Consider the following 17831-nt stretch of genomic DNA (forward strand, 5'->3'; position numbering starts at 1 on the left):
TTTTGATAGATTATGTCCTTGCAGATTCGCCACTCGCCTAATTTTTTCTTTAATCCGTCACTACTAATTTTTGTCTAACACATCAGGGAAAAAAACTGCTATTAGGAATGAAAAGACTTGGGTTTCGCCAATTTATATTAGTCTGTGTTCTGACAATAGTATGGTGTATCATCGCTCATGCCCACCAGGTTTATGCATCAAATATACAAGGGCAGAATCGAACTATTGCATCAAAATCAGAGCCGGAGTTCAAGCTTGTCAGTCAAGTCACTGAACAATTTGCTCAAACAGAATCAGTAAATAACTCCTCCTGGCAAACTGAAGTATCAAACTCGGTGCGTCAGCCCAGTCCTTATAAGCCGACCATTGTTTTTGTTGATGTGAGATTAAACACCGTTTCTCAAATTAACCTACCAGAGAAAACCTACAACATATCAGCAGAAGTTGTTTTAGAGTGGCAAGACGGTCGATTGGCTTTCACACCTAATAATAAAGAGACAAATACGCCATTAAAATTTAATGGTAATGATGTCGATTTGATACTAGGAAAAATTTGGTCACCAAGTTTTACAATTGGTAATGAAATTCAGCCGCGAGAAACACAAAATCGTTCGGTTCAGGTTGCTTCTAACGGTTGGGTAAGAGTCTACGAACAGTTTAATGATGTGGTCAAATTTGATGCAGATGTCCACACTTTTCCCTTTAGTAACCAGACACTCACTCTAGCTATTAATTCTGCCCTAGACGACCTCAGTGCCGTCGCATTCAGTCTTCGAGAGTTTAAATTTAATTCCCCAGACCCATCACAGCAAATTATTGGACGTTGGTCGCTGAAAAAGCTGAATGCTAATACGAGAAGCTTTAGCCGTCTCGATTCCAAAGTCAGTTTTCCACAAATTCTTATATTCATGCACATTCAGCATAAACCGCAGTACGTCATTTTTAACTTTTTTATCCCACTATTTATCATTTTTGTTGCTGCGGCGGCTGTAACCTGGATTGACCCGACTAAAACGGCTCCTCATACTGCTCCGCGAGTCCTTGGGACAATAATATTACTTCTGACGACAATTACTCTCAAGTTCGCTCTAGCCAGAGAAATTCCTGCTGTAAATTACATTACTTTGACCGATGCAGTTTTCGGTGTGACTGTTCTCATCCTAATCCTGAGTTTAATCATGTCTTGTACAATCATCTACTTGAAAGAGCATGTACAAAAAGACGTTCTATCCAAAAGACTTAATACAAACTTCCGAATGATTTATCCTCTTTTATATGTTGCTTGCATGAGTGCTGTTTTTCTACTTTTCTACACAGTGAATTGGAACTCTTGATCAATACCTGGAGTTTATGGTTAATTCTGTTTCTACAGATATCTCGATGCCTCATCCTGATTTCGCTGCCGCTCTCAGTTGTGTTTGCCAAGCGATTAACTGGGACTATGGCGAAGTTTGGATACCAAATCCAGAAACAACACTGCTCGAACTCAGTCCATTTTGGTATTGCCATCCAAACCGAAGTAGCGATCGCCTAGATGCTCTTGAAAAATTTAGAGCCTGTAGTGAACAGTTCGTTTTATCAATCGATCAAGGATTGCCAGGAAGAATTTGGCGATCGCGCCAGCCTGAGTGGGTTAACGATGTTGCTACGCAGCCAGAAGACTACTTTCTTCGCAACCAAATTGCGAAAGCATTCAATGTCAAAGCTGGATTTGGATTTCCAGTTGTTTACGATCAAGCGAGCATTGGAATTTTAGTGTTTTTTACCGATTACGCCTGTGAAGAAGACCACTGTTTAGTTCAGGTTGCGATCGCGGCAGCAACTACATATAGAGCATGAAGAATTTTGGTTCCTCTACAGCGAGAATCTTCATCCTTCTACTTGTTGCTTTAACTGTGTTGCTGTCTGCTTGTAGTGGAGTCTCGGTAAATTCTGAGCATCAAATACTCACAATCTGGTCGTCCTACGCCAATCAAGACATAGAAATTCTGATTAACGCTCTTTCATCACTCTAGGCAGAGGATAATGGGCTGAAAACTGCCCAAAGCCAGAATCAGCCTATGACAGAGCGACGTCAAGCTGCTCCAACCGTGAAATTTGTGGATGAATACTGTCAATGGTATCAACAGTTGTTTCCAGAAGTCAGAAGCTATGAAGCTTTTAAGTATCTTCATGTGGGTATGATTTCGGACATTAAGCGAAAATCATTGCCTGAGATAGGGAAATTTGTGGGGCTAAAGAATGAACAATCTCTGCTGCATTTCGTAAGCGAATCACCTTGGCAAGTTGAAGACTTAAGAGAACAGAGATTAAAGTTAATTCTGCAAGTCTTGCAAGGTCGAGAAATCAACTTAATTATAGATGAAACAGGAGACCGAAAAAAGGGGAACAAAACCGATTATGTCAAACGCCAGTATATTGGCAACCTAGGTAAAGTAGAGAACGGGATAGTAGCTGTAACGGCTTATGGATTAATTGAGGGTATGACTTTCCCCTTGATTTTTGAAGTTTACAAGCCAAAAGAACGATTAGAACAGGGAGATACCTATCGAACAAAGCCAGAGATTGCCGCGATATTAATTCAAAAGCTACAAGCAATGGGGTTTAAGTTCAAGCTGGTATTAGCTGATAGTCTTTATGGTGAAAGTGATGGCAACTTTGTCAGTGTATTGAATAAATTAAAACTAAATTTTGTGGTGGCTATTCGGAGTAATCACACCGCCTGGTTGCCCCCAGGACAAAGGGTTAGACAAAACCAGTGGCGTAAATTTGAGCGTGTATTTTCCGATGGCAGTACTCAACAACGCTATATCCGGGAAATCATTTTTGGTAAGCGTCGTGAGATGCAATATTGGCAAATTACAGATGACCCCAAGACTCTACCCAAGAACTCTACTTGGTATGTGATGACGAAAGTCCCTGGTGTTAAATATAAAGAAGTCGGCAATCTATACGGGTTAAGAAACTGGGTTGAGTATGGACTTAAACAAAGCAAGAACGAACTCGGATGGGCAGACTTTCGCGTGACCAATTATGCCCAAATACAGAAGTGGTGGGAAGTGGTTATGAGTGCCTATCTTCTGGTAAGTCTTCATGCTAATGTTCTTAATCCTCATGAACATTCCCCTAAAGATAATATTACTAAATCTGTCCTGAAAAAATTTTCAACTCATGATTGGTGGGATGAGGGACAAGGCTGGAAAAATCTCCTGAACAATTTACGCTTAGTCCTACAACCTTTCGGTTCTTTTAATCTGATTAAACCGTGGTTGAAGGTATTTCCTATTCCCGCTTTATCTGTGGGCTTTGAGCGACTGATTGGGTTGATGAATTTATTTAATGGAGCGGTTCCCCTCACCGTGCCTGAGCCAGCTTTCTTATTTTCTTCTGCCTAGAGTGATGAAAGAGCGTTAAGAACTATCAGACTGTTCGCCCGAATGTGGAAGTGATTCATACCAGCGAAGGGCTGCTCAATTACTTCTCCTTTTTAAAAGAGCGAATGAGTCAAGGGCTAGGACCTGATCTAGCGATCGTACCCGATCAGGTGCTGCCCTCCCTAATTGAAGCAGGAATTATTGAAGATTTAGAAAAATATAGCCTGGATACGTCCAATTTTTATTCCAAAGCCCTGGTATCGTTGCGAACAGAAAACAAACACTTATATGGTATTCCATTTGGCTTTCAAACCATGGCACTTTGCTATAACCATGACCAGACGACTGACCCGCCAACAACGTTGGATGCAGTGTTGGCTCAAGCGAATCAGGGTAAGGGGATTGCCATTGACCCTAGCTTTTTGAATAGTGTTTGGGGAGTTGGTGCAATGGGCGGTACATTCTTTAATTCCGTTGACCAATTTACGCTTGAGGAAGATTCGTTAAGCCGTTGGCTAGGTTGGCTCAAGAATGCTCAGCAAGCTCCAAATATTTATATAGATAACCGTCGCGACGTTTTATTTGACCTGTTTGCAGCGGGCAAGGTTGCGTATTTTCCTTGCTGGACTTTTGAGCTATCAGCACTACAGAAAAAAATGGGTAATCAATTGGGCGTTGCCGTATTACCGGGTCACTTGAATAGTGCCTCTCCAGCCTTAGTAACGGATTCCCTGGTGCTGAATGTTCATGCATCGGCTACCCAAAAAAAGTTGGCACTCGACTTTGCAGAGTTCGTGACTCGTCGGGAACAACAGTTGGCATTCCAATCTGCTCAAAACGCGATTATTATTCCCATCAATCCTAAAGTATTGGTTGATCGAAGGCTCTTGCCGATTCGACGGAGCTTGATCGAGCAAGTCCAAAACAGTTTTCCAATTCCGATCACGCAGTCCCGCTATCAAACCAATCGCCTGGTTTATTATGGGAATGCGATTTACACCCAGGTAATGCAGGGAGATATCTTTCCCATTGAGGGAACACGTCAGTTTATTAATCAGCTCAACCAATCTGCGGAGGGTAAAGTCATTAATGGGTCTGCCTCAATAACCAATGCAGTAAGTAGCAACAATGTACAAACTGACATCACGCCAAAAGCTGATTACTTGCTTCAGCTATTTCGGATTCAATGGCAAATTCTGCACCGTCCTTTTATTTGGTTACAAATCGTTCTCTTTACTGGTGTGGTGTTATTAGTATGGTTGATCGCTCGCGGCTTAAATCGCTTCATCAGCAATTTCAGCCAGCGCTTCACCGAGTGACAACCTTTTTGCAACTCCACTCCTACGAGTGGGTCAGAATTGGCACTGAGTTGTCTCGTGCGCTTTTGTTTCCATTGCTGCTGTGGGGAACGCTCTGGCTACTGGTGCAAGTTTTTCCCAGTTCAGGGCATTGGAACCTGAATTTAATCGCGACGTTCTTTTTACCGTTGGTCTCTCTGTTTGTTGTTTATCGGGCGATCGCGGCAGTTGTCCTGTTGATGGGTGGAAAAGAGGTTCATGCATCGCTGGTGGTACGTTTTTTGCTGCCGCTCTTTATCACTTACGCCGTGATTCAGTTCATAGGGTTGTTTAGTGAAATTTCACTGTTGGGAGATACCCAACTCTTCACAGTTGCTAAAACCACCATCACCCTACGCGGTTTATTCGCGGCATCGATTGGGCTATATCTCTGGTTCGCCGGAGTGAGCAGTTTGGCGCAATTCTTACGTAAATTGCTGCTCAATCGCCTGCACGTAGACGAAGCAACGCTGGATGGTTTGCTAATCCTGCTGCGTTACTTTTTGATTGGCTTAGGGCTGTTTGTGGCGTTTAGTGAATTGAAACTCGATTCCACTGCGATCGCTGCCATCTCTGGCGGGTTAGCGGTGGGCATCGGCTTTGGTCTTAAGGATATTGTGATCAACTTCCTAAGCGGCATCATACTGCTGTTTGAGCGCAGCCTACGTCCAGGGGATATTATTGAATTCAACAACAAGATGGGACGAGTTGAAGAAATTAACCTGCGTGCCACGACGATCAAGACCAGAGATCACGTAGAGTTAGTGATTCCCAATCAACTGTTTTGGAATGCAGCTCTCACCTCTTATACGCGCAGAAGCCGCATGGCCCGGTTTCAGATCGAGGTGCTGCTTGGCTATGACTACTCGCCTGACACCATAACCGCTATTTTGGTGAATGCTGCTCGCGAAAATTCCAAAATCGCCACCAGTTTGACGGCAAAAGTTGAAATCGTCAATTTCGGTCAGGAGGGAGTCCTCTACAAGCTCAAGTTCTGGACAGATGACCCTCTGGCAATTAACAGCCTTCGAGACAAGATTTATCGCCACCTCTGGAAAGCTTTTGAAGAAGAGGGCATTGAGCTGGAAACCCCAACGAATATTACCATTCATTCCCCCAAAACTCTAACCCGATCAGACTGGGCGTTGGTCGAATCCCCTGAAGATCAGATTCACCATCCAACCCGATCAAGTCCGTTACAGCCAGAAATCGCTCCACAACAAACTGCTCCTGTACAACCAAAAGCCCCTACTCAGGTTGAGTTAGTTGAGAGTAGTTTTGAAAAAATTAAGCCTCATGCAACTGAATTCTCAGTAAGTTTTTATCGCCATCTGTTTAGAAGCAACCCAGAACTGCGCTCGATGTTTAGCAACACCGACATGGAAAAACAGCAGCAAAAACTGCTCAGTGCGCTGGTTCTTCTAGTTGAAAATGTCCGCAATCCCGATCACTTAGTTCCCATCCTGCAAGATTTAGGAGCCAAACATAAAGGCTATGGGGTAATCGAAAAACATTATCCAGCAGTTGGCGCTGCCTTGCTGCAAACCTTTGAGCAGTATCTTAAAGAAGGTTGGACGAAAGAAGTCAAGCAAGCCTGGACAAATACCTTTGATGCGATCGCCCAAATCATGCTAGACGGCGCAGAAGAAGCTTAACTTGAATGGCACTGATAAGCTTCTGTAGACCATCGCTTGCTGTTGATGCGTTGCCAGACACTCACTCTAGCTACAGTAAGCTTTTTAACCTTTCTCAACTGGCGCACTCAAACTCTGGAAGATAGCAGTCGCCACAAATGTTAGGACATTAACAGGAGAAGAGCGTTACCCAGCTAGAGCCGATTTGACCCAAAGCTGACTGCTGATTACTATAACGAAAATCGAGAGTCAATAATGGTTACTTATAGCCCCAAGCTGCGATCGCAAGACAGCCCCAACCGATAATAAAAGCGACTCCTCCTAGGGGTGTGATCGCTCCTAACCATTTGATGCCGCTGAAACTCAAGGCATACAAGCTGCCGGAAAAGATGGCAATGCCGATGATAAAGGCAGAACCCGCCGCTATCAATAAACTTTGTGAGGCTTCAGCGCGGCTTAAGAGCAACGCTACTACCAACAGGGCAAGAGAATGATACATCTGATAACGGGCACCCGTTTCAAAAATTTCTATTGCCCGTTCACTTAGCTTTTCTTTCAAGGCATGAGCGGCAAAGGCACCTCCTGCAACAGATAGACCTGCCAAGATTGATGCTACGCTCAAAAATAATCGAGTCATTAATCGCGCTTTTAACTAACTAATAAAGATTTCTCGAACTTCAAAAGCTAGAGATGGAATTGGTAGACAATGCCACCATCATCGAGAGGTTCAAATGTTGCATTGAACTCTTTTGCTCGTTCATCCAGATAGTCTCTAGCTTGCTCTCCGGATAGCTGTGCTTCCATCGCAAAATAGAGGACGCTTAGCTGCCCATTGTTTTCTTTGATTAACCGATAAAACGTAGCTCGAAGGCGATCGCGTGTTTCTTTATCACCCGCTTTATACAATCTCCATGCCACCCATCCTCCCACACTAGCCGCAGGTAGAGTCAGGATGAGTAGCGCCGCTAAAGCTTCATCTTTATCCTGCGGTGAGGTTTGAGGATTCGTGATTTCTGTGAGAGCAACGAGCGAAAGAGGAACACCAAACACGAGTAGGAAACCCGCAATTACCTTCTGAAGTAGTTTCATGTGGCAGCTTTAACGTCGTCTATAGCGGTTTTCAGTTGGATGAGCTACAGCGGCAGGTCTGTGAAACTTAAATAGAGCTAGGAAAAAAAGCTGATAGCTGATAGCTGACGGCTAACCGCTATATATTGCCCCGATTCTAACCTTATCTACGAGTGGCTTCCAAAATCCGTGAGAAGTAAAAACGAGTACGAGTCATTGCACTGCGCTGTACACAAAAGCCATTATTTTCCAGAATTTTCACTACATCTGCTTCCCGGTGGAGATAAGCACGAGTCGCTTTACTAGAACCAGGGAAGAAACTACCAATTTTTTTCAGCAGACTGAGTGCAACGGTTTTTGGTGCAAAGCTTAGAATCAGCCGAGAGTCTGCCAAAGACGCCAGGTGAGCAATCATTTGCGCTGCCTTGTCTTGAGGATAATGGATGAGTACATCCAGGCAAATGACGGTGTGGTAGCTGCCACTCAATGCCTCTAAATCCTGCACTGTAAATATGGGATTGGTAGCTTGTCCTAAGCTATCTTTCGCTCTTGCCTGAGCTTCGCTGACCATTTTTTCGGAGATGTCAGAAGCATTGACTTTTGCCCCTGCTTGTGCGAGAGGAATGCTGAGGCTACCAACACCACAACCTGCGTCGCAAATTGATAAATCAGCTAAATTCCCGTCAGCATTGAGCCAGCTAAGGACTGTATCAACTGTCTGCTGATGACCAGTGCGGATATCTAGCTGAACTTTGTTCACTTCACCATCGCCGTAAATCCGCTGCCAGCGGTCAAACCCTGTGGCATTGAAATAGTCTTTGACAATGGTTTTGTCATCAACAGTGTTCATATTAGATGTTAATAAAGGATTCGGGACAGTTAATTACTTTAGTTCTTAATTGACAGTTGAGACAACCTGAACACCGTGATTTGAGAACTTTGTCACCCAAAAATCTAGATCTGGATCGGCAATCCTAGCTCTTACGTTCTGCTGAATCTCCTGCGCGTGAGCCTCTGATTCACACAGAGCAAAGACAGTTGGACCTGAACCCGACATCATCGTTCCTAAAGCACCACTACTCTCAAACGCTTCCCGTAGCTGCATGACTTGGGGATTGGCTGGTAAGACCACTTTCTCTAAATCATTATGTAGGAGTTGACCAATCTGCGAGACATTTTTGTTGAAAATTGCGTTGACCATTGGGCCGGAATGCACTCTTGCTGCACGGGATTCCAAGCTTTCGGCAGACGATCCTAACGTCGGTAACCCTAGCTGCTCCGGAGTCACTATGCTAACGCGATCGCGAATATAGGTATGACCAAACTCAGAACGATAAGTCTGATAAGCCCAAACTGTTGAAACCATCAGATTGCGGTGTTTTGCCAACACCACGTAGAGATTTTCTAAATCCGGCAAGGGAGATAGTGCTTCCCCTCGACCTGTCGCCAACGCTGTGCCACCCGCTAGACAGAAGGGTATGTCTGAACCAAGTTTTGCGGCTAGTTCTTGTAGTTCCGGCTGGGTTAGCCCTAGTTGCCACATCAAATCCATTCCCATCAAAACAGCAGCGGCATCCGTTGAGCCACCAGCTAATCCTGCGGCGACAGGAATCTGCTTTTTGATAGCGATTTCAACGCCACCCAACCGGGCAAAAACATCGGGGAATTCCTCAGCCATCAACTTTACGGCTTTGTAGGCAAGGTTGCTTTCGTCGTTAGGGACTTGGGGATGGTCGCATTGAATGCGGATTGTATCTGTGCTAATTGACCGCAGATTGATGTGATCAGCGAGTTCTATGCTTTGGAGAATCATTGCTAGCTCGTGATATCCATCAGGGCGATCGCCTAAAATTTCCAGATACAGATTGATTTTGGCTGGGGCAATTAGGGAGTAGGAACGCATTGCTGGGGATTAGGGATTGGGGATTGGTGACTGGGAACTAGACGTGAGGGTGTTACTCAAAGTTACCCATTGTTGCACGCTTAGGTCTTCGGCGCGAACTTGGGAGTTCACTTCTAATTGTTCCAGCAAGTGGGTAAGGCGATCGCGTTCCACGACTGATTGCAAATTATTTCTCAACATTTTCCGCTTGCTGGAAAATCCGAGTTTCACTAACATCTCCAGGTGCTTGGGTTCATTGACAGGTGGTTCTACCACTCGCGGATGCAGCCTCACGACCGCTGAATCTACCTTAGGCGGGGGGACGAACGCTTTAGCAGGTACATCGCAGATAAATTCACACTCTGCTAGGTACTGTACCCGCACAGATAAAGCACCAAACATTCTAGAACCAGATTTAGCAGATAAACGCTGTGCGACTTCTTTTTGCACGAGGAGTACGATTGTCTCGAATGGTTCAGTAGCTGGTTGAGCAATCGTACCTAGCAGCTTCTCTAGAATGGGGCCCGTGATGTTGTAAGGGATATTGGCAACAACTTTATTAGGTTTCTGGAATGCCGGGAAGAAGGCAAGTTGAGTATTTAAGTCAAGGGAGAGGAAGTCGCCCTGCAATAGTAAGAAGTTATCAATGGAACCGAGCTTTTTTACTAAGAGTTCACACAAGTCACGGTCAATCTCAACGGCAACAACAGACTGAACTTGAGGTAATAACTGACGGGTGAGAATGCCTGTACCGGGACCAATTTCGAGAATGCGATCGCTTCTTTGCAACTGAGCCGCTGCAACAATTTTATTCAGTGCCTTTTCGCTACGCAGCCAATGTTGAGCAAATTGTTTACGCGGTTGAGGAGCCATATAGCAATCCTATTCGATTCGTGCAAGAGGACAAGGTAGACAAGAGGGGGTATTCAAAACTCATTTAGGATTGCCTATTAGCTTTCTATCTGAGTGATGAGAGCTGAGAATCTAATTCTAGATTTGGCTCTCTCATTTCCTGTTTTTTTTGACTGTTGGCTGCGATTAAATCCTCAATATTCTTCGATATCGTCCCGCAAAACTCTTCTAGAGGTAAGTCATTGGCATCTTCTCCGAAAGGATTTTCAATTTCTGTGCCAATTTCTTCAATTCCCAGTAAGACGAAACTTAGGATAGCAGAAATGGGGCTAGTCCACCAATGTAAGTGATTAACGACTTGAAAGGGTAACGAGATGCAATAGATTAGCAACAAGCGTTTGAGATATATTGCGTAAGCTAAGGGAATTGGTGTTGATGCAATACGCTCACAGGTAGTGATAGCTTCCAATAAATTGTTGCTTAAACCATTCATGGTTGCTTGTTGATTAGCAGAGACTAAATTTCGTTTGTATTGCTGCTGTATGTAATGTCCAATCCAAACTACTAATTGTAGGGGTGTAGATCTGACGGTTTTGAGTAGTTGAAACTGCTCTGGGTTCATTAAAGCTTCTAATTCACTATTAACTGGCTGATATCGTAATTGCAGTTTGGTAGCGACAGCAAAGGCAGCGAGTAAGCGAAGATTTGATACTTTATTCTCTCGATCTGTCGAATCAGTTTCAACAATAGATACCCAAATTAAGTACCCTAAACTGCGAATATTTGCTGTTAAACTTGCCCAGGCTTTGCGTCCTTCCCAAAAGCGCTCGTAGGCGGTATTCGTGCGAAAAACCAACAATAAACCTAAGACCAAATTGTAGGAAACATTAGTAACAACAATATCGAATCCCTGCCAGGAAACAGGAAATCCTAAATGATCGAGTAGCGAGACAAAAATCCCTAATCCTCCACATAAGAGGACACCAGGAAGCACTTTGGGGGCGACTGAGCCTCGCCACCGTAAAACTACTCTCAGCCAACTCGCTTGTTCAACACTCATGCGATCGCCCCTAACCTTTTCCTCCGTCCGCCACTAACCCATGATAGCGAGACAGTGTTAGAGCTAATGCCAATTGTATGGCAGTGGTAAGAGCTTCTTGTCCCTTCGTATCGTCGCCAAAAGAGGCAGAAGGCAGAGGAAATGCCTTCGCCCTTTGCCCACGATCATAAAATTTAACCTCACTCGCTGATTCAATTGCGTAGTACTAAATAACACTAATGTAGTACAATTGAGTCAGAAGTCGTCATGGGCGATCGCCCACTACCAGACATGAAAATTACATTGACCAATCAAACTCATCGATTCTCCGTCAGAACAGGGATTCTCCCCTATCCAGTTAACTACTCAAAGCTTACCGTATGGAAAGACAATCATTACTATCAGCCTATGACGTAACCTACGAATTTGCTGTAGGTAAGACGCTCTTTAGTCGTATCAATGCTGGCATTAATCAGGGAGATAAAATTGCTCTGATTGGTGCTAACGGAATAGGTAAATCAACCTTATTAAAAATACTGGCGGGTCAAATCCGGCCGAGTTCTGGTTCGGTGGTTAGTAATAGCTGCATCTATTATTTGCCCCAAATCAGTACGATTGGTCGAGAAAATAAAGATATAACAGTTCTAGATTTCATCTGCTCTTTGTCAGAAGAATGGTGGCAAATCACTAGCGTTTTGGAAACTAGACTAGATATAAAGATTGATTTGTCTATACCAATCGGTAGTTTAAGCGGAGGAGAGATAACTAAGCTATTTTTGGCTATTGGTCTATGTAGAGAACCTAATGTTTTACTCTTAGATGAGCCAACTAATCATATGGGTTTTTTAGCTTTAGAAAATCTCAGTCATTTTTTAAGCGAGTTTTCTGGAGCTTTTGTAATTGTCTCTCACAAACCCTTCTTTCTCGACCAAGTTGCTAATACGACTTGGGAGTTAACGGCGGAGGGAGTAAAGGTTTATGGAGGTAACTTTTCTTTATATAAAGACCAAAAAGAGACAGAACGACAAGCTGCACTCAGAACCCAAGAGGTTGCCAAAAAAGAACTAAAACGTGCTAGAGAAAGTGCCTTAAGAGAGCAACAACGGGCAGCGCGTTCAAGACGAAAAGGGCATATCCAAGCTTTTGATGGAAGTATGGGGAAAGCCGCGCAACACTTTTTTGCTAACCGTGCCTCAGCTTCAGCAGGAAGTTCCTCTAAAAAACACGATACAGCTATGAAGAACGCTGTTCAAAAAGTTGAAGACTCAAAGCTAAGAAAAAATAAAGCTACAGCAATTCATCTAGACGAAGGAAGTAGTAAACGAGGAAAAAACTTAATTGATATTCAAGGGGCAACTCTAAAAGTAGGAAACCAGCTTTTAATTGATAATATTCATCTTCATATCGCCTATGGAGATAGAATAGCTATTTCCGGCTCTAATGGTTCAGGAAAATCAAGCCTGATTCAAGGAATCTTAAGTTCCACTAGCGGTGCCAACTCCATAACCTCACTTGAGGCTGGCACAATTCTCCTTTCAGAGGACATGAAAATAGTCTCTCTCGATCAAAATTATCAATTAATCAATAGAGAGAAGACTGTCCTGGAAAATATGCAACAAGCTAATTCAATTCTTAACTATCAATTATTAAGGCAACAGTTGGGGAGTTTTCTCTTTCTTAATGATGAGGTTCATAAAAGTGCATCACTGCTGAGTGGTGGTGAGCTAGCTAGACTTGCCTTAGCAATTGTTAGTATCTCTGAAATTGACTTACTGATTTTGGATGAACCAACAAACAATCTTGATATAGAAACAGTTAATCAAATTATTGAGGCATTAAACCTATATCAAGGAGCACTTTTAGTCATATCACATGATCTGGATTTCTTGAGTAGGATTGGTATCACCAAAGCTTTTAAGCTAAAAGAAAAAGCATTCAAGGCTACAGATTATCTTCCTCATGAAGTTGATGAATATTATCAAGAACTTCTTTATTGATTAAGAGTTAGACAATGCAACCGAACCAATATGAAACTTGCGATGGGGAGCATGTCACCGATGGGAAGCCCTCACCCTAAATCCCTCTCCCCGTGGGAGAGGGACGCATGAAATCTTACTCCCCTTCTCCCATGGGGAGAAGGGATTGGGGGATGTTAGCGTAGCGGTACGCAGTGCGGGCTGTTCCTCCACTTGCTTTCCTTGACATGCTCCCCTTGCGATCGCTCTTTTCCTTACTGAACGGAGGAGATATTATCCCCCCAAATCTGTGTGGACTGACAACAATAGAATTGTAAACACTGCCTATTGTCAGAATGTAAGAAAGCGTGATGGTTCCTCTCCTTTTATTCTCTTGTTCTCGTAATGTCAATCGTAATTTTGCCGCTAAAGTCGGGAATAGGGGCAGCGAGTTTGCTAAACCGAACTTGTACTTGCTGCACCTGCTCGAATTTCAACATGGCATCTGCGATCGCATTTGCCATTTTTTCCAGTAACGCAACTTTAGAGGTTTTCACCAACTGCTTGACTGTTTCAATCGCACGACAGTAGTCAAGCGTATCGGTAATATTGTCACTCTGACCTGCTGGTGCTAAATCCATCCATAACGTCAGGTCAACCTCAAACCACTGTCCCAGCACTTGCTCCTCTTTAAGGTAGCCGATGTAGCCGTAGCAATTAATTCCAGTTATTTGAATGCAATCCATTGAAATTCAGGCATATTGTCTTTTACCAAGTGTTATGTATTGTCCCTAAGGCTTTGGGTTCTACCTAAGAGTTGCTACGACATGACTGAAGAATCTCTCGAACCTCACCTGGCGGCTGCCCGCTTGTTTTCGCGTCTTGGACAATCTTCCTAAATTCGTCAAAGGTGTACCTGTTCTGAATCTCCGTAATCGCGCAAGTACAAAGTGCCTGTACCTTAGCGCCACGATCTTTCGCACAAGCTTCCGTAAAACGCTGGACTGCCACCTCTGGGTAAACGTTAGTCGTCTTCTGGGAACTAACTGTTGGTTGTGAACTGACTGTTGGTTGTGAACTAACTGTTGGTTGTGAACTAACTGTTGGTGGGGAACTGGTACTAGTCTCAGGTGCGGTATTAGACTCAGGTGTGGAGTTGCAAGCAGTAATAGTAAGTATTGCTAAGCAAGTACTGACAAGAGATAGCTTATGCAGTCGCTTTTTCATGTATTTCTCTTGTAAATTCTTTCAGTAAGGGGTTGAAACAATCATGACTTCAAGCAGAGCATAAGTCTTTAATGGTAGAAGTTGCCCCTCCCTAAGGGAGAAATAGCTTGAAAAAGCATGGCAGGAGAAGCTGGAGAGGAGTTTTTACGAGCTGGTCTAGTTTAATTTAATTTAATTTAGTAGGCAGCACACTCTATTATCTTTAGGCGCTCAATTCCTTACCTTGCTTGGAAATGTAGGAGTTGCGATCGCCTTTTCTCGGCATAATCCACTCACACGTTAATTAAGTACCCAGATTGCGCTTGGGTACTAATCCCAGAGCGTGGCACATAACATAATAAATAATCCAATTCAAAATACTACAGAGAACAGAACTCGCCTATGCAATCTCTCAATCGCGTTCTGGGGAGCCTGAATGCTTACCGCTTCATCGCTATCGGGGCTTTTGTGAGTTTGTTGCTGCTGACGGCAGCTAATGCCGTGACTCCGCAACTCTTTCGTTGGGCCATTGATCAGGGTATTGCCAAAAAAAATCTACAAATTGTTCTCTACAGTGCGGCTTTAATGGTTTTAGTCGCTGTTGGGCGTGGCTTGTTCAACTTCGGGCAAAGCTTTTGGGCAGAAGCCGCCTCTCAGGGTGTTGCCTATGACTTGCGTAATACAATTTTCACTAAAATTCAAAACCTTAGTTTCAGCTACCACGATCAATCGCAAACCTCACAACTATTAACCCGCATCACCAGTGATATTGAGCAAATTCGTACATTTGTTGGTACAACGCTAATTCAGGTTGTTGGTTCTGTCGTTACGCTAGTTAGCATTGCGATAATTTTGCTGTTGATGGACTGGCAATTGGCGCTGATTACTTTGGTAATGGTACCGATTGCAGGATTTTTACTAGCACAGTTTCTCACCCGAAATCAAAAGCTATTTGAGCGGGTACAAGAACAATTAGGTAATCTCAATGGAGTTTTGCAAGAAAACCTGTTCGGTATCCGGGTGGTGAAAGCTTTTGTGCGTGAGCCAGTGGAGATGGGACGCTACTCGAAGCTGAACGATGACTTGATAGCGGTGAATATGCAAACGATTCGCGCTATTGCCAATACCTTCCCAGTCATTTTTCTCTTGAGTAACCTGATTACGCTAGCGGTGGTAGGTTATGGCGGGGCTGAGGTAATAGGGGGGAGGTTTTCGATTGGTGAGTTGGTAGCGTTTAACTCCTACCTGATGTTTATTCTCCAGCCGATTTTGCTGATTGGTTTTGCCGCACCCGTAATTGCACAGGCGGCAGCTTCGGCAGAACGAGTGTATGAAGTTGTAGATGCAGAAATTGAAATTCGCGATCGCCCTAATGCTATACCCTTTGAGAAATGTGGTGGCAGAATCACCTTTGAAAATGTCCATTTCCGCTATCCAGGAGCGGCAACAGAGGCGCTAAAAGGGATTTCTTTTGAAACCAAACCAAAAGAATTGATTGCAATTCTAGGGGCAACTGGCTCTGGTAAAAGTACGATTATGAACCTGATTCCGCGCTTCTATGATGTTACAGAAGGAGCGGTTCGGATTGATGGCAGGGATGTCCGGGATTTGACGTTAGAAAGTTTGCGATCGCATATTGGCATTGTCTTCCAAGAAACAACGCTTTTCTCTGGCACAATCCGCGATAACCTCACCTATGCAGCACCCAATGCGCCTTTAGAACGAGTGATTGAAGTCGCAAAGACGGCTCAAATTCACGACTTTATTACCAGCTTGCCAGATGGCTATGAGACACTTGTCGGTGAACGAGGAGTGGGTTTGTCGGGTGGACAGAAACAACGAATTGCGGTCGCTCGAACCTTACTCACCGACTATCGCATCCTGATTCTGGACGATAGCACCTCTGCTGTTGATGCCAAAACTGCTGCTCAAATCCAGGAAGCTTTGGATGAGTTGATGCGCTTACATACTTGTACCGCCTTCGTCATTGCCCAGCGTATCAGTACAGTTCGCAATGCCGATCGCATCTTACTCATGAATCAAGGGCAACTAGTCGCACAAGGTACTCATGATGAACTGATGCACAGTAGTCCTCTGTATGGCTCGATTCTAGAATCTCAAGTTCGCCAAGCGGCTTAGAGATTTCAATTTACAGCAGTTTTCAAGTCAATAGACCTCTTGCATAAATACGAAAAACCCCTCCCCAGCCCTCCCCGAAACGGAGAGGGAGCAAGAGTTCTTCTCCCGCATCGGGGGGATTGAGGGGGTCAATTTGACTTTTGCAAGAGGTCTATTGAAGTACAGATGGCTTGTAGGGGCGCACAGCTGTGGACCCTTAACTGTATTGCACTTGTGTAGTAATTGTCCTTTGCGCGATCGCACTTAATCTCTCTGCTGTAACTGACTCCTAATTAACCGTTGTACACTAACCAAAGCTCGATTCAACTCATAACTTCGGCGCTCTGGATGCGTCAGATACGCTTGTTGTTCTTCCTCAATCATCTGTACATCCTGACGCACCAATCCATCCAGTAACTTTTGTGCTGAACCCAATAAACTATCTTTTACAAATCGACGAAACCACACGGGTAATTTGTGCAAACGCCAAAAGGCATTTAGCGAAGTGAAATGAATTAGATAAGCACGAGTTGCCGTTTCGCTTACCGGACAAAGTAGACAGTAAATTTTAAAATCTTTCCCTAATGTTGAAACCCAGTGTGGGTAAACATAGCTGACATCCAACGGTTCTGGATGCAGTTGTCGCAAGGTGGGGAAAAATAGCTGAGAAATCGACCAAATTTTATCAATTTTGTAATAACTTTGTGCCTGATAGTGGGCATCAACACGATTAGTGTCTTCTTGGATATCCTCTAAGACAGCATCCGTCCAAGCTTGCCAGTCCTGATGCAAATGCCCGTGGTACATATCCATCAGGTTTTCTATCAAATAAGAATAATGGGCGTTGCATTCAATGACTGAGACAGTGGCGATGTAGTTGAGATGTTCCCATTCTGGTACACCCATCGGTTGTAGGGGTACGGAATGCTTCCCTTCTAAAGCGTTGATATCTCCAGGAAATAGCCAAATAAACCCATCCTGTTCCTGTACCGGATACTTACGAATCTTGCAGTTGGGTAGTTTCTGGTTATCAGCCAGGTAAGGGACATCTGCACACTCACCACTGGACTTGAATCGCCATCCATGATAGGCACATTCCAGTAGTTCGCCAGTGACGCAACCATGACTGAGTTTAACTTGTCGATGGGGACAACGATCTTCTAAGGCATGGACTGCCCCCTCATCATCTCGATAAAGCACAATCGGGTGATTCCAAAGAGTCACCCCTAGAGGCTGGGTTTGAACCTCTGTGCTGCGAGCAACAACATACCAATGATTGGGGTTGATTCCCAACTGACGGATATCAAGGTGCTGGGTGGTGAGAGAGGAGGATTGCATAGTGTTAGCTTGCAGACGAAGTTAGGTT

The 17831-nt window shown here is 44.1% G+C and carries 15 protein-coding genes and 1 pseudogene; 7 read left to right on the top strand and 9 right to left on the bottom strand.

Going from position 1 to position 17831, the window contains the following annotated elements; all coding sequences use genetic code 11:
- The first annotated feature begins 107 nt into the window (after positions 1 to 107).
- The 5 genes and pseudogenes from H6F98_RS04700 (at position 108) to H6F98_RS04720 (ending at position 6366) form a co-directional block, all read left to right on the top strand.
- Positions 108 to 1334 (top strand): hypothetical protein, encoded by a 1227-nt coding sequence (locus H6F98_RS04700; RefSeq protein WP_192217513.1) that lies wholly within the window; start codon positions 108 to 110, stop codon positions 1332 to 1334.
- Positions 1335 to 1350: 16 nt separating this feature from the next.
- The gene (locus H6F98_RS04705) at positions 1351 to 1839 is read left to right on the top strand and encodes a GAF domain-containing protein (RefSeq protein ID WP_192217514.1); all 489 of its coding nucleotides are present in this window, start codon (positions 1351 to 1353) and stop codon (positions 1837 to 1839) included.
- A gap of 221 nt (positions 1840 to 2060) precedes the next feature.
- Positions 2061 to 3395 carry an IS701 family transposase gene (locus H6F98_RS04710; protein WP_192217515.1) on the top strand — a complete coding sequence of 445 codons (1335 nt, stop codon included), beginning with the start codon at positions 2061 to 2063 and terminating at the stop codon, positions 3393 to 3395.
- Between the two features lie 26 nt (positions 3396 to 3421).
- Positions 3422 to 4693, top strand: a pseudogene (locus H6F98_RS04715) (ABC transporter substrate-binding protein); the annotation flags it as partial.
- Positions 4630 to 6366, top strand: a complete 1737-nt coding sequence (locus tag H6F98_RS04720; RefSeq protein WP_192217517.1) for a mechanosensitive ion channel domain-containing protein — start codon at positions 4630 to 4632, stop codon at positions 6364 to 6366. The pseudogene H6F98_RS04715 and the gene H6F98_RS04720, both read left to right, overlap by 64 nt.
- A gap of 238 nt (positions 6367 to 6604) precedes the next feature.
- Here H6F98_RS04720 and H6F98_RS04725 read toward each other — a convergent pair whose 3' ends face one another.
- From H6F98_RS04725 to H6F98_RS04750, 6 genes are all read right to left on the bottom strand, one after another.
- The gene (locus tag H6F98_RS04725; RefSeq protein ID WP_192217518.1) at positions 6605 to 6982 is read right to left on the bottom strand and encodes a DUF423 domain-containing protein; all 378 of its coding nucleotides are present in this window, start codon (positions 6980 to 6982) and stop codon (positions 6605 to 6607) included.
- Between the two features lie 47 nt (positions 6983 to 7029).
- Positions 7030 to 7434 carry a hypothetical protein gene (locus H6F98_RS04730; RefSeq protein WP_192217519.1) on the bottom strand — a complete coding sequence of 135 codons (405 nt, stop codon included), beginning with the start codon at positions 7432 to 7434 and terminating at the stop codon, positions 7030 to 7032.
- A gap of 142 nt (positions 7435 to 7576) precedes the next feature.
- The gene (bchM, locus tag H6F98_RS04735; protein ID WP_192217520.1) at positions 7577 to 8263 is read right to left on the bottom strand and encodes a magnesium protoporphyrin IX methyltransferase; all 687 of its coding nucleotides are present in this window, start codon (positions 8261 to 8263) and stop codon (positions 7577 to 7579) included.
- A gap of 45 nt (positions 8264 to 8308) precedes the next feature.
- Positions 8309 to 9316 carry a 4-(cytidine 5'-diphospho)-2-C-methyl-D-erythritol kinase gene (gene ispE / locus H6F98_RS04740; RefSeq protein WP_192217521.1) on the bottom strand — a complete coding sequence of 336 codons (1008 nt, stop codon included), beginning with the start codon at positions 9314 to 9316 and terminating at the stop codon, positions 8309 to 8311.
- A 9-nt stretch (positions 9317 to 9325) separates the two neighbouring features.
- On the bottom strand, positions 9326 to 10168 hold the full coding sequence (gene rsmA, locus H6F98_RS04745) for a 16S rRNA (adenine(1518)-N(6)/adenine(1519)-N(6))-dimethyltransferase RsmA (RefSeq protein WP_192217522.1): 843 nt from the start codon (positions 10166 to 10168) through the stop codon (positions 9326 to 9328).
- 85 nt (positions 10169 to 10253) lie between these two features.
- Positions 10254 to 11207: a bestrophin family protein gene (locus H6F98_RS04750; RefSeq protein WP_192217523.1), complete on the bottom strand. Its 954-nt coding sequence runs from the start codon at positions 11205 to 11207 to the stop codon at positions 10254 to 10256.
- A 359-nt stretch (positions 11208 to 11566) separates the two neighbouring features.
- Here H6F98_RS04750 and abc-f point away from each other — a divergent pair, with 359 nt between their 5' ends.
- Positions 11567 to 13183 carry a ribosomal protection-like ABC-F family protein gene (gene abc-f / locus H6F98_RS04755; protein WP_192217524.1) on the top strand — a complete coding sequence of 539 codons (1617 nt, stop codon included), beginning with the start codon at positions 11567 to 11569 and terminating at the stop codon, positions 13181 to 13183.
- 344 nt (positions 13184 to 13527) lie between these two features.
- Here the strand turns inward: abc-f and folB are convergent, their stop codons facing one another.
- Together folB and H6F98_RS04765 are read right to left on the bottom strand one after the other, a co-directional pair.
- Entirely contained in the window at positions 13528 to 13887 is a 360-nt protein-coding gene (gene folB, locus H6F98_RS04760) for a dihydroneopterin aldolase (RefSeq protein ID WP_192217525.1), read from the bottom strand.
- A gap of 64 nt (positions 13888 to 13951) precedes the next feature.
- The gene (locus tag H6F98_RS04765; protein ID WP_192217526.1) at positions 13952 to 14368 is read right to left on the bottom strand and encodes a hypothetical protein; all 417 of its coding nucleotides are present in this window, start codon (positions 14366 to 14368) and stop codon (positions 13952 to 13954) included.
- 381 nt (positions 14369 to 14749) lie between these two features.
- Here H6F98_RS04765 and H6F98_RS04770 point away from each other — a divergent pair, with 381 nt between their 5' ends.
- Positions 14750 to 16486: an ABC transporter ATP-binding protein gene (locus tag H6F98_RS04770; RefSeq protein WP_192217527.1), complete on the top strand. Its 1737-nt coding sequence runs from the start codon at positions 14750 to 14752 to the stop codon at positions 16484 to 16486.
- A gap of 243 nt (positions 16487 to 16729) precedes the next feature.
- Here the strand turns inward: H6F98_RS04770 and H6F98_RS04775 are convergent, their stop codons facing one another.
- Positions 16730 to 17803: an aromatic ring-hydroxylating dioxygenase subunit alpha gene (locus H6F98_RS04775; protein WP_192217528.1), complete on the bottom strand. Its 1074-nt coding sequence runs from the start codon at positions 17801 to 17803 to the stop codon at positions 16730 to 16732.
- Positions 17804 to 17831: the final 28 nt, after the last annotated feature.

Origin of the sequence: Microcoleus sp. FACHB-SPT15 (assembly GCF_014849525.1) — a bacterium.
GTDB lineage: Bacteria > Cyanobacteriota > Cyanobacteriia > Cyanobacteriales > Coleofasciculaceae > Symplocastrum > Symplocastrum torsivum.